This is a genomic window from Microbacterium sp. TW_SC_2 (assembly GCF_055361165.1).
The window spans coordinates 386,356-402,216 of record NZ_CM143952.1 but is presented as its reverse complement, the minus strand read 5'-3'; the positions used below and the strand labels follow the sequence as shown (position 1 = coordinate 402,216).

Below are 15,861 nucleotides of genomic sequence, written 5' to 3'. Positions count from 1 at the left end.
TCAGCCGACAGGTCGCCCTGAGCAGGACACGGACCGGCTCAGTTCGCGGCGATCACCGCGAGCACGCCCTCACCGTAGGCCTCGCGCTTCTTGGCACCGATGCCCGTGACCCCGTCGAGATCGCCGAGCGAGGCCGGACGATGCTCCGCGAGTGCGCGCAGCGTGGCGTCGCCGAACACGATGTACGCCGGAACCCCCTGCGCCTTCGCGGTCTCGGCCCGCCAGACGCGCAGCGCCTCGAACAGCGGGCGATCGCCCTCGCCGAGGGCATCCGCGGCCGAGGCCTTCCGCACGCGGGGAGAGGACGCCGGGCGTCCGATCGTGTCCTTGCGCAGCGGCACCGCGGTCTCGCCGCGCAGCACCCCCGCCGACTGCTCACCGGGCGCGAGCGTGCCGTAGTCGCCCTGGGCGACCAGGATGCCGCGGGCGAGCAGCTGCCGGACGACGCTCCGCCAGTCCTGGTCGGAGAGATCGGCGCCGATGCCGTAGGTCGCGAGCTTCTCGTGCCCCTGCTGACGGATCCGCTCGGTCGAGGCCCCGCGGAGGATGTCGATCAGATGCCCGGCGCCGAACGACTGATTGCGCTCCCTCTTGAGCCGCACGATGGTCGAGAGCAGCTTCTGCGCGGGAACGAGCCCGTCGAACGTCTCGGTCTCCTCCAGGCACGTGTCGCAGTTGCCGCACGGCTGCGACTCCTGGCCGAAGTAGCCGAGGAGGTTCTGGCGGCGGCATTCGACGGTCTCGCACAGCGCGAGCATCGCGTCGAGGTGCTGGCCCATGCGCATCTTGAAGGTGCGATCACCCGGGCTCTGGTCGATGAGACGGCGCTGCTGCACGACGTCGCCCAGACCGTAGGCCATCCACCCCACCGCCGGCTGACCGTCGCGGCCCGCGCGACCGGTCTCCTGGTAGTACCCCTCGACCGACTTCGGCAGATCGATGTGGGCGACGAACCGCACGTCGGGCTTGTCGATGCCCATGCCGAACGCGATCGTGGCGACCATCACGACACCGTCTTCGCGGAGGAAGCGCGACTGGTTGGCCGCGCGCACCTCGGCGGGGAGACCCGCGTGATACGGCAGGGCATCGAGGCCCTGCGCGGCAAGGTACGTGGCGGTCTGCTCGACCGATTTGCGACTCAGGGCGTAGACGATGCCGGCCGCTCCCGGTTCCTGCGCGCGGATGAAGGCGACCAGCTGCTTGCGCGGGTCGACCTTCGGCACGATGCGGTACTGGATGTTGGGGCGGTCGAAGCTGGCGACGAAGTGCTTCGCGGCATCGAGGCGGAGTCGTTCCGTGAGCTCCTGATGCGTGGCGCGGGTGGCCGTGGCGGTCAGCGCCATGCGCGGCACCCCGGGGAACCGCTCGCCGAGATCGCCGAGCGCGAGGTAGTCGGGGCGGAAGTCGTGGCCCCACTGCGACACGCAGTGCGCCTCGTCGATCGCGATCACGCTCAGCGTGCCGCGCTGCAGCAGGGCCGTGGTCTGCGGGCTCGACAGCCGCTCGGGCGCGACGTAGATGAGGTCGAGCTCGCCCGCGACGTACGCGCGCTCGACCTCGCGTCGCTCGTCGATCGACTGCGTGGAGTTGAGGTAGGCGGCGCTGACGCCGTTGGCGCGCAGCGCGTCGACCTGGTCGTGCATGAGGGCGATGAGCGGGCTGATCACGAGACCGGTGCCCTCTCGCACGAGCGCCGGCACCTGGTACGTGATGCTCTTGCCGCCGCCGGTGGGCATCAGCACGACCGCATCGCCCCCCGCGATCACCTGGTCGACGATCGCGGCCTGGTCGCCGCGGAACTCGTCGTAGCCGAACACGGTGTGCAGGGCCTCGCGCGCGGTCGGGTATCGGCTCGGCGTCGCGGTGCGGGCGGCCGGGGTGCGGGCCGGTCGAGGCGATGCCGACGACACGGGCGTCGTGGGACCGGGGCCCCAGTCGAGCGGCGGTTCGAAGCCGGCGCCCTGCGGCTCCCAGTCCATCGGCTCCGGCGGCTCGGACGGCTCCCATCCGTCGCCGTCGAACGGCTCATCGGCGTAGGGCAGATCCGCGTACGGGTCACGAGGAGTCTGCGGCATCCCTCCAGCGTAACGACCCCCGCCGACCTCGGCGGCTTCTCCACCGATCCGGGACGTCTGCACGGGCGTAGGTTAGGCGGAGACGACCGAAGGGACATCCGATGACCGACATCAGCGTCACCCGCAACGACGAGGCCTCGCGCTACGAGATCCGCTCCGCCGACACGCTCGCCGGGTTCGCGGAGTTCGAGCGGCGCCCGGGAGCCATCCGCTTCACGCACACCGAGGTCGACCCCGCGTTCCAGGGGCAGGGCCTGGCCGGAAAGCTCGCGGCCTTCGCGCTCGTGGATGCCGCGGCGTCCGGCGACGCGATCGTGCCGCTGTGCCCGTACATCGCGCGGTACCTCGAGAAGCACGAGATCGAGGACGCCGAGATCCGCTGGCCGCAGCGCCCCGGGTCGACGACCCCCGACGCCGGATGATCGGCCGGCGGCGCCTCATCCTCGAGCCGCGCGAGGTCCCGCTCGGCGGGGTGCGCGGCATGTCGGTGCTGCGCGCGCTCCCGCACCGCAACCTGCCGACGATCGGCGCCTGGTGCTTCCTCGACCGGTTCGGCCCGGCCGAGACCCGCATGCGCGTCGAGCCCCATCCGCACATCGGGCTGCAGACCGTGACCTGGCCGCTGGTCGGCGAGATCCGGCACCGCGACTCGCTCGGCAGCGATGCCGATCTGCGACGCGGCCAGCTGAACCTGATGACCGCCGGCAACGGGATCTCCCACTCGGAGTACTCGATCGGCGAGGGACCCGTGCCCCTCGACGCCCTGCAGCTCTGGGTCGTGCTGCCCGAGTCCGCGCGCCACGGTGCCGCCGGGTTCGAGCGGCACACCGAACTGCCGGGGCGCACGCTCCCCGCCGACGAGGGAGCCGATGCCGCGGCCACCGTCGTGCTCGGCGAGTACGCCGGGGTGCGCTCCCCCGCCACCGTGCACACGCCGATCGTCGGGGCCGAGATCGTGCTCTCCCCCGGGTCCCGCGTGCACCTGCCGCTGCGCGCCGACTGGGAGCACGCGCTGATGCTCGTCGAGGGCGATGTCGTGGTGGCGGAGCATCCGCTCGACCGCAACGGCCTGCTCTACCTCGGCGACTCCCGCGACACCGTCGAGGTGTCGAGCACCGCGGGGGCGCTGCTGTTCCTGCTCGGCGGAGAGCCCTTCGAGTCCGACATCGTGATGTGGTGGAACTTCGCCGGCCGGACGCACGAGGAGATCGTGACCGCGCGCGCGGAGTGGGAGGCGGCATCCGAGCGGTTCGGTGTCGTGGCGGGACACGACGTGCGCATCCCCGCCCCGCCGCTGCCCGATGTGCGACTCATGCCCCGCGGACGCCGGATCTGACCCGATGGCGACCACGGACATCTTCCCCGGGGCGCTCGCGCCGATGCCGGATGCCACGACATCCACCCTGCTGATCGTGCCGGGCGGTGAACCGTTGCCGCCCGCGCGCTTCGTGGACGGCTTCGAGCCCTTCGTGACGTACGCGCGCGCGGCCGGCGCGGACCCCGCCGTGCTCGCCGCCAACCTCGTCGCGCTGTGGGACTTCGTGGCCGCGCACGTGGATCTCCTCGAGTCCCCGGCGACGGCGGAGGCGGCGGCGCGGTTCTTGGGGAACGCGATCGCCGTGGCGCATCCGGCGGCGACGTGGCGGATGACGAGCGAGCCGGAGGTGGGCACCTCGACCATGTCGATCCCGGTCGCCGGCCTGCTGCGGGGAATCGTGGAGCACCCGGAGCGGCGCGAGCCGTTCCGGGAGATGCTCGCCGCGTGGCCGCAGGCGGACCGAGACGATCAGGAGCTCGCGGCTCTCGCGCACCACGAGGTCGAGGTCGACCTCGTCGTGCCCCCGGTGTCGTTCACGCGTCCGCCCCTCGCGATCCCGGAGTTCGTCGACGACGACGGACAGGTCATCGCCTACGGATCCCGGTGGTCCGGCGGCTCCCCGCCGGAGGACGCCTACTCCCGGGTCTCCCATCCCGAGCGCTTCGCTCCGGTGTTGTCGGTCGTCGATGCGCTGGTCGACCACCTCGAGACCTGGTACACCGTCGACGTCGACCGACGAACCGACGGGCCGGGGACGCACGTCGTGCACCTGCGACCCACGACAGGCGCGGCGATCACCCTCACGGCGACGGCCGAGTCCGTGGAGATCGAAGCCGGAGCCCTGTTCCGCGAACTCGTGCCCGGCTGCACCTGCGACGCCTGCGATGAGACCGCCGAGACCGTGGCCGATCAGCTCGAGGAGACCCTGCTCGCGATCGCCGCCGGCGGGCTCAGGGAAGTGTTCCCCGTCGGGCAACGGCGCTGGCTGCACACGCAGATCCGCACCCCCGACGGCGGCGGCCGGTCGAGCGGCGGAGAGCCCGATCCGTCGCTCCCGCCGGATCGGCTGAACGACGCCGCGGAGACCCTGGAGGGCCTCTCCGACGGCTGGTGGTCGGCCTGGTCGCTCCGCGCCACCCCGCCCTGAGGCGGCTCAGCCGCGCTCGGGCGTGTGCACGCGGTCGAGCGGCACGGTCTGCGCGACGAACGCATCCCGGACCGCGTGTTTTGCCCGGTCGCGCGGCGGGTCCGGGGCCGACGTGCGCCCGTAAACTGGGAGGGTGGCGCGCACCCCTCTCCTGACGACCAGAGTCCTGCTGGTCTGCGCCGCCATCGGGGTCGCGACGGGCATCTTCGGCGGCATCGCCGGGTGGGTGACGATCCCCGTGCTGGCCGGGCCCGCGTTCCTGTACGGGTTGGTCCTCGGCTCCCACGTGCTGCCGGGCATCATCGCGCAGGAAGTGCTGCGCACGCCGCTCGTGGCGTTGGTCACCCATCTGATCGCCGCTCTGGTCGCGAGCGCCTTCAACCCCGCGTGGTCGCTGAGGTTCATCGGCACGGCGCTGCTGTTCGGGGCGATCCAGGAGGGCGTCGCCGCGCTCACCCGCTACCGCGCCTGGGGTGCGTGGCGCTTCTTCGTCTCCGCCGCGGTGATCGGCGTGCTCGTGGCGGTGGTCGTGTTCTTCGCGGCGAACCTGGCCACGCTCGCCCCCTGGGCGCAGATCCTGTACCTGATCGTCTCGGTGCTCGGACCGGTCGCCTGGACGGCCGTCGGACTCGCCATCGGCACCGCACTCACCCGCGCCGGCGTCGCGCGGCGCTGAGCCGGCCGTCGCCGCGGCCGAAGCGGGCGCAGCGACCCGACCGCCGGATGGCGACTCAGGTAAGGCTCAGCTAAATTGGAAGCGTACGATCCACCGAACCGGGGTACCGCCGTGCGCCCACCCGCGCCTCTCCTCCGCGTGCGTGATCTCTCCCTCACCCACGCGGATGCGGCGCACCCTTCTCCCGGTCACGTGACGTTCGACATCGCTCCGGGGGAGGTCGTGCTGCTGCTCGGCCCGTCCGGCTCCGGCAAGTCCACGCTCACGCTCGCCCTGAACGGCCTCATCCCGCACGCGCTTCCGGCCACCATGAGCGGAACGGTCGAGGCCGGCGGGCTCGACACCGCGACCGCGCAGACCGCCGAGCTCTCGACGCGCGTCGCGATGGTGTTCCAGGATCCGGATGCGCAGATCGTCACCGGCACCGTGTACGACGAGGTCGCCTTCGGTCCCGAGAATCTGCTGCTCCCGCTGGAGGAGGTGCACGCCCGCACCGGCGACGCCCTGCGCCGCGTGGGGCTCTGGGAACGTCGGGGCGAGAACCCCGACCGGCTCTCCGGCGGCGGACGGCAGCGGCTCGCGATCGCCTGCGCCCTCGCGATGGAGTCGCCGTTGATCGTGCTCGACGAACCGACCGCCAACCTCGACCCGCGGGGGATCGACGACGTGTACGCCGCCCTCGGCGACGTCATCGCGACCGGCGATCGTGCGATCCTCCTGGTCGAGCACAACCTCGACGCCGCGATGGGCTTCGTCACCCGCACGATCGTGCTCGACCGCGCGGGGACCGTGGCCTTCGACGGACCGGCCTCCGAGATCATCCGCGCGCACGCCGACGAGCTGCGGGAGATGGGCGTGTGGCTGCCCGCGGCCACCCTCGCCGCGCTGCGACTGCGCGACGACGGCATCCTCGATCGCTCCGCCCTCGACCCGCTGCCCCTCACGCCCGACGACCTGACCCGAGCACTGGCAGCGCACCCCGGCGCGCTGCGCGCGAGCATCGCCGCGGGACCGGTCCCCGCGACGACCTCGACCCCGCTCATCCGTGCCCGTGGGCTGACCGTCACCCGGCAACGCACCGAGATCCTGCACGGGATCGATCTCGACATCGAGAGCGGGAGCCTCACGGCGATCGTCGGCGCGAACGGGGCGGGCAAGACCACGTTGATCCAGGCGCTGGCGGGCGTCCTTCCCCCGCCGAAACGCCAGGTCGACGTCGACGGTCTCGACCCGGCCACCGCGTCACCCCGCGAGCTGGCCGCGCGGATCGGCTTCGTGTTCCAGAACCCGGAGCATCAGTTCATCACGCACACCGTGTTCGACGAGCTCGCGCACGGCCTCCGGTTGCGGCGGGTGGCGGATGCCGAGGTCGCCGCGCGCGTCGCGGAGATGCTCGAGCGGTTCGGGCTGACCCCCAAGGCCGCCGTGCATCCGTTCCTGCTCTCCGGTGGGGAGAAGCGCCGGCTCTCGGTGGGCACGGCGCTCCTCACCCGACCCCGGGTGCTCGTGCTCGACGAGCCCACCTTCGGGCAGGATCGCGCCCGCGCCTCCGAGCTCCTCGCCCTGCTGCGCGACCTGCGCGACGAGGGCACGACGATCGTGATCGTGACGCACGACCTGCAGCTGGTCGCCGAGCACACCACGCACACGGTGGTGCTCGCGCAGGGTCGCGTGCACGCGGCGGGCCCCACGGCGGCGCTCTTCCAGGACGAGAGCGTCTTCACCGACGCCGGGCTCCGCCTCCCCGCTCTCCAGCGCGCGCTGGCCGCCCACGCACGGACGGCGGGACCATGAGCTCGGTGCGGACCGACCCGTACGCCCCGCCGGTCGCGACCTCCCGGCGGCAGTTCCTGTACGCGCTGAATCCGCTCGCGAAGATCGCCGCGGTCACCCCCGCCCTCGTGCTGCTCGTGTTCGTGCGCGACCTGGCGACACCGACCGCCTTCCTGCTCCTCGCCTCCGCGCTGATCCTGGTCGGCGCGCGCCTGACCCCGCGCCTCCTGCTGATCCTGCTGCTGGCCGTGCCCGGAGGGATGCTGGCGATCGGGTTCGGCTTCTCGCTGTGGGTGGACGCCGCGCTCGTGAGCGACACCGCCCCCGCGCTGCGGATCGGCGCGTGGACGCTGTTCACCGGGGCGCTGGAGATCGGCGCCGCCACGGCGCTCCGGCTCGGCGCGATCATCACGCTCGCCCTCGTCGGCGGCCTCACCACGACCGGACCGGATCTCGTGCGCGCGAGCGTGCAGCAGCTGCGGGTGCCGTACCGCATCGGCTACACGGCGCTGGCGGCGTTCCGCTTCGTGCCGCGCTTCGGTCAGGAGCTGTCGGTGATCCGCGCCGCCCACCGGGTCCGGGGGCACCACGGCGGACGCGGACCCTTCGCCCGGATCGCCCGCGGCTGGGGGTACATCGTGCCGCTCCTGGCGGGGGCCATCCGGCATGCCGAGCGCGTCGCACTGGCGATGGACTCCCGGGCCTTCGGCGCGTATCCGGACCGCACCGAGCGCCACCTCGTGCCGTTCCGCGCGCGCGACACCGTCTTCATCGGAGCGTGCCTGACGGCATCGGCCGCGATCTTCGCGGCCTTCTTCCCCTGGCAGTTGTCCTGACGCCCGCTGCATCCGTCCCGCTGCATCCGCCGCTGCGGGGTCAGAAAGGCATCCCGAATCGTGAATCGGGATGCGAATCTGACCCCGCGACGCGAAGGGAGGTGTGAAACCGACCCTGCGGGGCTCGCGTCAGCGCTTGCCCGCGATCTGCCGCCCGACGATCTCGCGCATGATCTCGTTCGTGCCGCCGTAGATGCGGTGCACACGGGCGTCGAGGAAGGCGCGGGCGATCGGATACTCGGTGATGTACCCGTAGCCGCCGTGCAGCTGCACCCCCGCGTCGAGCACCTCCCACTCGCGCTCGGTCGCCCAGAACTTCACCTTCGCGGCCTCTTCGGCCGACAGCATCCCCTTCGAGTAGGCGAGCAGCGCACGGTCGATGTAGGCCCAGAGCGCGTCGACCGTCGTCGCCATGTCGGCGATGGTGAAGCGCGTGTTCTGGAAGTCGATGATCCGCTCGCCGAACGCCTCGCGGTCCTTCGTGTAGGTGATCGTCCAGTCGAGGGCCGCCTGGGCCGCCGCGGCTCCGGCGACGCCGATCGACAGACGCTCCAGGGGCAGGTTCATCATCAACTGCACGAAGCCCTTCCCCTCGACGCCGCCGATCAGGTTCTCCTCCGGCACGAACACGTCGCTGAACGACAGCTCGGCGGTGTCGTGTCCCTGGAATCCCATCTTGTGCAGCTTCTTGCCGTGCTCGAAGCCCTCCATGCCGTCTTCGAGCAGCACGAGGCTGAACGCATCCGGCCGGTTGCCCTCGCCGGTCTTCACGAACGTGACGACGAGGTCGGCGGTCGCGCCCGACGAGATGAACGTCTTCGCGCCGTTGACGATGTATCCGCCGTCGACCTTCTTGGCCGTGGTCTTGATGCCGCGCAGGTCGGATCCGGCGCCCGGCTCCGTCATGGCGAGCGCGCCGATGATCTCGCCCGTGGCCATGCGGGGCAGCCACTTCTCCTTCTGCTCCTGCGTGCCCATGTGCACGAGGTACGGCACGGCCAGATCGTCCTGGATGCCGAACGCACCGGCGAGCGATCCCGCTCCCGCCGCGATGACCTCTTCGTTCACGACCGCGCGGAAGCGGTAGTCCTGCAGCATCCCGGCTCCGCCGAACTCCTCCGGCACCGACAGTCCGATGATCCCGGCCTCGCCCGCGGCGAGCATGGTCGCGCGGTCGACTTCCCCGTCGGCGTCCCACTTCTCGATCGTCGCACTCGTCACGTAGCGCTTGACGAAATCCTTGACGAGGTCGCGGAAGGCCTCGTGATCCTCTTCGTAGATGTCGCGTTCCATCGCGTCCTCCTCGACGTCGTGTGCTTCTGGCTCCCGCGATTCTATGTCGCGGGGAGCGCCGAGGGCATGACGTTGTGAGAATGCATCCCACAATCCGTGAGACTCGGTCCCGCGATTGTCGGATGCCGCAAGGTGGCCGCGGACGACCGGATCAGCCCACGTAGTCCGGGGCCGCGGGCAGCGCGAAGAACTCCTCGAGCGTGCGATATCCGCCCTCGTGGTACGCCGCGGCCAGGTCGACGCCGACGTACCGGAGGTGCCACGGCTCCGGCGCGTAACCGGTCACCGGGCTGCCGCCGTCCTCGTAGCGGACCACGAATCCGTACTCCCACGCGTGCTCGGCCACCCAGGCGCTCTGCGCGGTGGCCCCGAAGCCGTCGAGCCCTCCGCACCGCGTGTCGCAGGCGACGACGTCGAGCGCGAGACCCGTCTGGTGCTCGCTGTGACCGGGGCGCGCCGAGCCGACGTCCGCGCCCTCCTGTCCCTGCGCGCGCACGTGCGAGTCGTAGGTCGTGACCTGCAGACCGTACGAGCGGTAGCCGTTGTTCGCCCCCACAGTGCCCGCCCCCGCGGCCTCCGCCGCATCGGCCATCCGCCCCACCGCGACCGCGACGTCGCCGCGCACGAGCCCCGATAGCGTCGTCATCTGCAGCGGCACCTCACCGAGTCCTGCCGGGGTGAAATCGGAGGGCTCGAGGGGGCGCGCCTTGTTCACGACGACCCAGATGCGCGCGGGGTCGCTGAGCGAGATGCAGGGGGCGTTGCCCGCGACGACCGCCGCGCGGAAGCCCTCGCCGCCACCGAATCCGGCGATCACGGCCGCGTCATCGCCCTTCGCGAGGGCGTCCTGCACGCCCGCGCTCGCACACGGATCGGCCGCCGTGGTCGCATCCCGCTGGACGGCGGGAACCTGCAGCACCGCGACCGGCTCCGGCATCGCCGCCGGCGCGGCCGGGGCGAGCGGCGCCCCGGCGAGCGAGAACAGCACGCCGAGCGCGGTGACCGCGATGCCGAGCGGCAGAGCCGGGCCGCGCAAGGGGGAACGCGCGGCCGCATGCTGAGCGTGCGGCAGGGAGGGCATTGCTCCATTGTCTCCCGCGCGACGGGGAAAGCCAGCCCGGTACCGATGTATCGGTGTCCGGGAGCGGGGAGCGTCCACGCTCCGGAATCGTCCATGTCTACGAAATCAGCTTGCATAGCATCCGTTCATATGTTCGAATGAAGCATGCGCTGGCAGGGACAGAAACTCGAAGAGACGGATGCTGCCGCGCTCCCCGGCCTGGAGGAGCGCCGAGGCGTGCTGCGCACCGTCACGACCCCCGAGTTCGCGGGGATGACGTTCCACGAGGTGCTGTCGAAGTCGGCGCTGAATCACGTGCCGGGCGCGTCGCGCATGCCGTTCGCCTGGACGATCAACCCCTACCGCGGATGCAGTCATGCCTGCATCTACTGTTTCGCCCGCGGCACGCACGAGTACCTCGACCTCGACGGGGGCGCCGACTTCGATTCGCAGATCGTGGTGAAGGTCAACGTCGTGGAGGTGCTCGAGAGGGAACTGCGCAAGGGCAGCTGGCAGCATGAGACCGTCGCGCTGGGCACGAACACCGATCCGTATCAGCGGGCCGAGGGGCGCTACGCGCTCATGCCCGGGATCATCGAGACGCTCGCGGCATCCGGCACCCCGATCTCCATCCTCACCAAGGGCACGCTGATCCGCCGCGACATCCCCCTGCTCGTGAAGGCCGCCGAGCGCGTACCGATCGACGTGCAGATGTCGATCGCGATGTACGACGACGCGCTGCAGAAGGCGATCGAGCCCGGCGCCCCGACCACGCAGGCCCGGCTCGACACCGTGCGGGCTTTGGCGGATGCCGGTTTCCGCGTCACCGTGTTCCTGATGCCGATCATGCCCCACATGACCGACTCGGTCGCAGCGATCGACGACGCCCTGACGCGCATCAAGGCGGCGGGCGCCCGCACGGTGATCTACGGGGCCCTGCACCTGCGTGCGGGCGTGAAGCCCTGGTTCATGCAGTGGCTCGGCGAGGCACGCCCCGATCTCGTCTCGTCGTACCGCGGGCTGTACCCCGGTGTCTCCGCCGAAGCCCCGAAGGCGTACCGGCAGTGGCTCGCCAAGCGGGCTCGCCCCCTGATCCGGGCGCACGGCCTCGACGGTCGGCACGAAGACGACTACCCGCAGCGGGGCATCCGCCCCGGCCAGGGACACGTCGAATCGATCTGGCGTCAGGGAACCGTGCAGAGCACCGGCCGCCCGAGCGCGGCCGTCACCTTCCGGACGACGGGATCGGGGGCGGCATCGCCCGCGCAGCCGATGCTGTTCTGAGGACTCGCCTTCCGGTCGGCGAGGACTCCCCGGCCGCGTAGGCTCGGGAGTTATGGCTCTCGGCGCGACAATGCACACCTTCGACGTTCAACTCGCCGACACCGACCGCGGAGTCTACGAGGACTTCTCGCTGCGGGTGGCGCGGCATCCGTCCGAGACCGACGCCTACATGGTGACCCGACTGCTCGCGTACGGCCTCGAGTACACGGAAGGGATCGTGTTCAGCGAGGGCATCTCGCAGACCGACGAGCCCGCGGTACTGGTGCGCGACATGACCGGGGCGATCACGGGGTGGATCGAGATCGGAGCACCCGACGCCGAACGCCTCCACTACGGCAGCCGCCTCGCCGAACGCACGGTCGTGTACACGCACCGCGACCCCGCGAAGGTGATGGCGCCGTGGGCGGGGAAGAAGATCCACCGCTCCGACGCGATCCGCGTCTACAGCTTCGACCCGGGCTTCGTGGATACGGTCGTGCCGCATCTCGCGCGCCGCAACACGCTGACCCTCACCGTGACCGAACAGCAGCTGTACCTCGACCTGAACGGCACCTCGCTGACCTCGTCGATCCTCGAGCACGCGATCGCGTAGCGCGCCCTCCGCGCACCCGCGTCGCCGCCCTCGTCAGAGGCCGGTCGCGTCGTTCCAGGCGTCGACGAACACCTTCTTCTCGCCGTACCCGTTGATCAGATCCGGATGCAGCTTGCCGCGCACGTCGAACGAGAAGGCCGGACGCCCTCGCTCGAGTCCGCGCGGCAGCGCTCCGAACACCTCCGCCTCCTGGTCGCGGATCGCGGCTGCCTTCAGCGCCGCCGCGACGGTCGCCACGTCGGCATCGCGCGTGAGAGTGGCCTCCAGCTTCGAGGGGGTCACGAGCACTTCCCCGAGGATGCCGTCGGTCTCCGCCAGCTGGATCGCGCGCTCGAGGTTCCCGACGTGCCCCGTGTCCCCCGTGCTCAGCGCGCGCAGAGACGTCCCGGGACGATCCGCGTTCTCGACCGTGAACTGCAGCGACCGGTACGGCTGCAGCGTCGCAGGATCGGCGAGCAGCGCCTGCTGCGCATCGATCGCCGTCTGCACATCGGACGTTCGGACGATGAGCACGGCGATGTCGCGGGACCGCTGTTCGACCAGGACGTCGGCGACGCCGGGCATCGGTGCGAGAAGTCGCTCCACCGGGGCCGCGGCGGCTTCGGCTTCCGAGCCGGGAACGAAGATGCCCGTGCTCGGGCCGACGATACCGAAGGGCACGTCGATACCCGATCCGCCCGCGGCCTCCATCACGCTCTGGATCGCCGGCGTCGCCGCGGCGGCTCCGTCCGCCGTACGCATCCGCACGCTGAGCGCGCTCTCCGTCACCCGATACTGCTGGATCTCACCGACGGATGCGGCCGCCTGCACCGCGGCGATCCTCGGCTCCAAGCGGGAGACCTCGCCGTCGATCGTGAGCCGGTCATGCAGATCCGTCAGGTCCACGTGCACCGGTTCGGGGAGCTCCGCGGCAGCGGCGGCATCGACCACCGGTGTCACCAGGGAGCTCGGATCGACCCCGGCAGCCGACACGATCGTCACGAACAGGCCGTCCTCGCTCACTCCGACCGAGCCGTCGTACACGCCCTCGATGCTCTGCAGCGCGGCGACCGCTTCGGCGCGGGCCGTCGACTGCTTCTCGCTGCCGCGGATGCCCCACGACCACGCGGCATCCCGCACCGAGAAGGTCTCGTCGCCATCGGTCGCCGTCTCCGTGATGGCCCAGAGCCGCTCCGTCGTCTCGATCAGCTCGTCCGCGTCGAGCGCGTCGTCGACGGTGATCTCGTAGTGCTCCGGGCTCGACCCCGGCACCAGGTCGACCGACGCGACCGACGGGTCCTTCGCGAGCTCCTCCGCGATGTCGACCTCGGCGGTGCGTGCGCAGCCGGCGAGCCCGGACAGCGCGATCACCCCGCCGAGCAGCAGAGCAGCACCACGAACGATCCCCCGGTTTCGACGCATTCTTCCACCATATGGGGATATCCGGGGGTGCCGCGTGGGCAGGGCTGCCCGTCTCCCCGTTCACAATTCAGTCTGATCGATGCCGAAAGGGCCCAGGACGCGGGGTCCTGGGCCCTTCCGGGTCGTTCTTCCTGAATCGTGAACGGGACGGTCACCCGCCCCACCGCGTCAGGAGGTGAGCTGAGCGGCGGTCGGCATGCGACCCGTGATCTCCTCGATCACGTCGTCGTCGAGCCGAGCGCTCTCGAACGGCGCGTCGATCTCGGCCCTGTCGAGCATCTCGGTCATGCGACGCTGACGCTGACGCGTGATCAGCGTCACGACACGACCCGAACGGCCGGCACGACCGGTGCGTCCCGAGCGATGCAGGTACGTCTTGTACTCGTCGGGAGCGTCGGCCTGGATGACCAGGTCGATGTCGTCGACGTGGATGCCGCGGGCGGCGACGTCGGTCGCGACCAGCACGTTCACGCGACCCGAGGTGAGACGCTCCAGGTTGCGCGTGCGCTTGGCCTGGTTCAGGTCGCCGTGCAGCGACACCGCCGGGATACCCGCGTCGTCGAACTGCTCCGCGAGCATGTCCGCATAGGCGCGGGTGCGGGCGAAGACCAGCGTCTTGCCCGGGCGGTCGACGAGCGAGGTGAGGATGTCGGCCTTGTCGCGGTGCTCGATCACGAGCACACGGTGCTCGATCGTGCTGGAGTCCTGATCCTCTCCGGCAACCTCGAAGACGGCGGGATCGATCAGGAACTCGTCGACGAGGGCGGCGACCTCACGGTCGAGCGTGGCCGAGAACAGCAGCTTCTGGCTGCCCTCCGCGGTGTGGCGCAGGATGCGCTGGACCGGCTCGACGAATCCGAGCTCGCACATGTGGTCGGCCTCGTCGAGCACCGCGATGCGGCAGTCGGAGAGGTCGAGCTTGCCCTGGTTGATCAGGTCCTCGACACGACCGGGCGTGCCGATCACGATGTCGACGCCCTTCTTGAGCGCACCGACCTGACGGCCCTGCGGCACCCCGCCGTAGATCTGCGTGGTGAACAGCCCGACGCTGCGGGCGATCGGCTGGATCGTCCGATCGATCTGCAGCGCGAGCTCGCGCGTCGGAGCGAGGATGATCGCGCGCGGCGAGCGACCGAACTCCCGACGCTTGCCGGCCTGCGACTGCAGCACCCGCTCCACGAGCGGAGCGCCGAAGGCGATCGTCTTGCCCGAGCCGGTGCGGCCGCGGGCGAGGACATCGCGTCCTTCGAGCACGGCCGGGATGCTGGCCGCCTGGATCGCGAACGGCGATGCCGCCCCGAGCCCGGCGAGGGTCTCGACGATGTTGGAGCCCAGACCGAGGTCGCCGAAGCTCACGCCGTCGACCTCGACCGCGGCGACGGACTTCGCCTCGAGACGCTCGTGCACGACGTCTTCGCCGGGCTCGAACTTCTTGGCCGATGCCGACCCCGCGTGCGAGCTCGCCGTCGCGTTCCAGTCGTTGCGGCTCGGGCGCTCGTTGCGGGCCGGGCGTCCGCGGGTGTCGGAGGTAAGCGGACGCACGCGCTCGGTGCGGTACGCGCCACCGGTCGACGGACGCGGGCGGTCGCCACCACGGGCGTCGCGGCTCGGTCGGGCGTCACGGTCGTAGCGCGGGCGCTCGGTGCGGTCGGCGGTGCGGGGGCGCTCATCGCGTCCCCCGTCGAACGAGCGCTGAGTGCGGTCGCGGTCGAAGGCACGGCGGGCGCGGTCCGCGTCGAAGGACCGGTCGCCATCGCGGTTCGGGCGGTCGCCGTAGCCGCGGCTCGGGGCGCCGGCACCGCGGTCGAAGCGCGGGCGGTCGCCGCGATCGAAGCGCGGGGCGCTCCGGTCGTCGCGACGCGAGCTGTCGCCGGAGCGGTGGTCGCCGTCGCGGAAGCCGCGACGCTGATCTCCCGAGGCCGAGGACGGACGCGAGCGGTCGTCGCGGTCGAAGCGCTGTCCGCCCCGCTCATCGCGGTACGTGCCGGGGCCGGTGGGCCGCTGCGACGTGCGGTCATCACGACGCGGACGCTCGTCGCCGCGGTGGTGGGGTGCCTCGCGGCGCCCGGACTCGGCGCGGTTGCGGATGCCGCGTGCCTCGTCGCGACCAGCACGCTCCTGCGCGCTCCACCGCTGCTTGGGGGCGCCGGACTCCGCTTCGGCCGGTCGGTATCCGCGGTGGCCGGCGCTGCGGCTGCCGGGGCGACGGTCGTACCCCGTGGTCGCGGCGGTGCGCCGGTCACCGGCATCCGCACGGCCACCGCGCTCGTCGCGCGCGCCGTCCCGCGACGGGGCGGCGTGGTGACGATCGTGGAAGGAGGTCTTGTTCGCGCCGTATCGCGGCTCGAAGTTGCGGGCGGGTCGCCCGCCCTGGGGCTTCTTGTTCTTGGGCATGGAGTGATCCTT

Annotated in this window: 13 protein-coding genes; 8 read left to right on the top strand and 5 right to left on the bottom strand. The window is 71.3% G+C overall.

Going from position 1 to position 15,861, the window contains the following annotated elements; genetic code table 11:
• Window positions 1-38 precede the first annotated feature (38 nt).
• Window positions 39-2,075, bottom strand: a complete 2,037-nt coding sequence (gene recQ, locus ACWA14_RS01975; RefSeq protein ID WP_463795781.1) for a DNA helicase RecQ — start codon at window positions 2,073-2,075, stop codon at window positions 39-41.
• Window positions 2,076-2,176: 101 nt separating this feature from the next.
• On the opposite strand from recQ, the gene ACWA14_RS01970 reads away from it, so the two are divergent.
• The 6 genes from ACWA14_RS01970 to ACWA14_RS01945 all read left to right on the top strand — a co-directional run bounded on the left by ACWA14_RS01970 (window position 2,177) and on the right by ACWA14_RS01945 (window position 7,825).
• Window positions 2,177-2,497 (top strand): GNAT family N-acetyltransferase, encoded by a 321-nt coding sequence (locus ACWA14_RS01970; RefSeq protein WP_463795780.1) that lies wholly within the window; start codon window positions 2,177-2,179, stop codon window positions 2,495-2,497.
• Window positions 2,494-3,411 (top strand): pirin family protein, encoded by a 918-nt coding sequence (locus ACWA14_RS01965; protein WP_463795779.1) that lies wholly within the window; start codon window positions 2,494-2,496, stop codon window positions 3,409-3,411. Before ACWA14_RS01970 ends, ACWA14_RS01965 begins: the two co-directional genes overlap by 4 nt.
• Before the next feature lie 4 nt (window positions 3,412-3,415).
• Entirely contained in the window at window positions 3,416-4,540 is a 1,125-nt protein-coding gene (locus ACWA14_RS01960; RefSeq protein WP_463795778.1) for a DUF6226 family protein, read from the top strand.
• A 133-nt stretch (window positions 4,541-4,673) separates the two neighbouring features.
• On the top strand, window positions 4,674-5,216 hold the full coding sequence (locus tag ACWA14_RS01955; RefSeq protein WP_463795777.1) for an ECF transporter S component: 543 nt from the start codon (window positions 4,674-4,676) through the stop codon (window positions 5,214-5,216).
• A gap of 111 nt (window positions 5,217-5,327) precedes the next feature.
• Entirely contained in the window at window positions 5,328-7,010 is a 1,683-nt protein-coding gene (locus ACWA14_RS01950; protein ID WP_463795776.1) for an ABC transporter ATP-binding protein, read from the top strand.
• Window positions 7,007-7,825, top strand: coding sequence for an energy-coupling factor transporter transmembrane component T (locus tag ACWA14_RS01945; protein WP_463795774.1), 819 nt, complete (start codon window positions 7,007-7,009; stop codon window positions 7,823-7,825). The genes ACWA14_RS01950 and ACWA14_RS01945 overlap by 4 nt, the downstream gene beginning before the upstream one ends.
• 129 nt (window positions 7,826-7,954) lie before the next feature.
• On the opposite strand, the gene ACWA14_RS01940 is transcribed toward ACWA14_RS01945, so the two are convergent.
• Both ACWA14_RS01940 and ACWA14_RS01935 read right to left on the bottom strand, forming a co-directional pair.
• Window positions 7,955-9,118 carry an acyl-CoA dehydrogenase family protein gene (locus tag ACWA14_RS01940; protein WP_463795773.1) on the bottom strand — a complete coding sequence of 388 codons (1,164 nt, stop codon included), beginning with the start codon at window positions 9,116-9,118 and terminating at the stop codon, window positions 7,955-7,957.
• A 151-nt stretch (window positions 9,119-9,269) separates the two neighbouring features.
• Window positions 9,270-10,199, bottom strand: coding sequence for a M15 family metallopeptidase (locus tag ACWA14_RS01935; protein WP_463795772.1), 930 nt, complete (start codon window positions 10,197-10,199; stop codon window positions 9,270-9,272).
• Window positions 10,200-10,343: 144 nt separating this feature from the next.
• On the opposite strand from ACWA14_RS01935, the gene ACWA14_RS01930 reads away from it, so the two are divergent.
• Window positions 10,344-11,462, top strand: coding sequence for an Rv2578c family radical SAM protein (locus tag ACWA14_RS01930; RefSeq protein ID WP_463795771.1), 1,119 nt, complete (start codon window positions 10,344-10,346; stop codon window positions 11,460-11,462).
• Between the two features lie 52 nt (window positions 11,463-11,514).
• Window positions 11,515-12,054 carry a YaeQ family protein gene (locus ACWA14_RS01925; protein ID WP_463795770.1) on the top strand — a complete coding sequence of 180 codons (540 nt, stop codon included), beginning with the start codon at window positions 11,515-11,517 and terminating at the stop codon, window positions 12,052-12,054.
• Between the two features lie 33 nt (window positions 12,055-12,087).
• On the opposite strand, the gene ACWA14_RS01920 is transcribed toward ACWA14_RS01925, so the two are convergent.
• Window positions 12,088-13,455, bottom strand: coding sequence for a hypothetical protein (locus ACWA14_RS01920; RefSeq protein WP_463795768.1), 1,368 nt, complete (start codon window positions 13,453-13,455; stop codon window positions 12,088-12,090).
• A 168-nt stretch (window positions 13,456-13,623) separates the two neighbouring features.
• Window positions 13,624-15,849, bottom strand: a complete 2,226-nt coding sequence (locus tag ACWA14_RS01915) for a DEAD/DEAH box helicase (protein ID WP_463795767.1) — start codon at window positions 15,847-15,849, stop codon at window positions 13,624-13,626.
• Window positions 15,850-15,861 lie beyond the last annotated feature (12 nt).

Excerpts from the sequence above, each read along its gene's own strand:
- recQ (WP_463795781.1), bottom strand. The coding sequence starts at position 2,075 with ATGCCGCAGACTCCTCGTGACCCGTACGCGGATCTGCCCTACGCCGAT.
- ACWA14_RS01970 (WP_463795780.1), top strand. The coding sequence starts at position 2,177 with ATGACCGACATCAGCGTCACCCGCAACGACGAGGCCTCGCGCTACGAG.
- ACWA14_RS01965 (WP_463795779.1), top strand. The coding sequence starts at position 2,494 with ATGATCGGCCGGCGGCGCCTCATCCTCGAGCCGCGCGAGGTCCCGCTC.
- ACWA14_RS01960 (WP_463795778.1), top strand. The coding sequence starts at position 3,416 with ATGGCGACCACGGACATCTTCCCCGGGGCGCTCGCGCCGATGCCGGAT.
- ACWA14_RS01945 (WP_463795774.1), top strand. The coding sequence starts at position 7,007 with ATGAGCTCGGTGCGGACCGACCCGTACGCCCCGCCGGTCGCGACCTCC.
- ACWA14_RS01940 (WP_463795773.1), bottom strand. The coding sequence starts at position 9,118 with ATGGAACGCGACATCTACGAAGAGGATCACGAGGCCTTCCGCGACCTC.
- ACWA14_RS01935 (WP_463795772.1), bottom strand. The coding sequence starts at position 10,199 with ATGCCCTCCCTGCCGCACGCTCAGCATGCGGCCGCGCGTTCCCCCTTG.
- ACWA14_RS01930 (WP_463795771.1), top strand. The coding sequence starts at position 10,344 with ATGCGCTGGCAGGGACAGAAACTCGAAGAGACGGATGCTGCCGCGCTC.
- ACWA14_RS01925 (WP_463795770.1), top strand. The coding sequence starts at position 11,515 with ATGGCTCTCGGCGCGACAATGCACACCTTCGACGTTCAACTCGCCGAC.
- ACWA14_RS01920 (WP_463795768.1), bottom strand. The coding sequence starts at position 13,455 with ATGCGTCGAAACCGGGGGATCGTTCGTGGTGCTGCTCTGCTGCTCGGC.
- ACWA14_RS01915 (WP_463795767.1), bottom strand. The coding sequence starts at position 15,849 with ATGCCCAAGAACAAGAAGCCCCAGGGCGGGCGACCCGCCCGCAACTTC.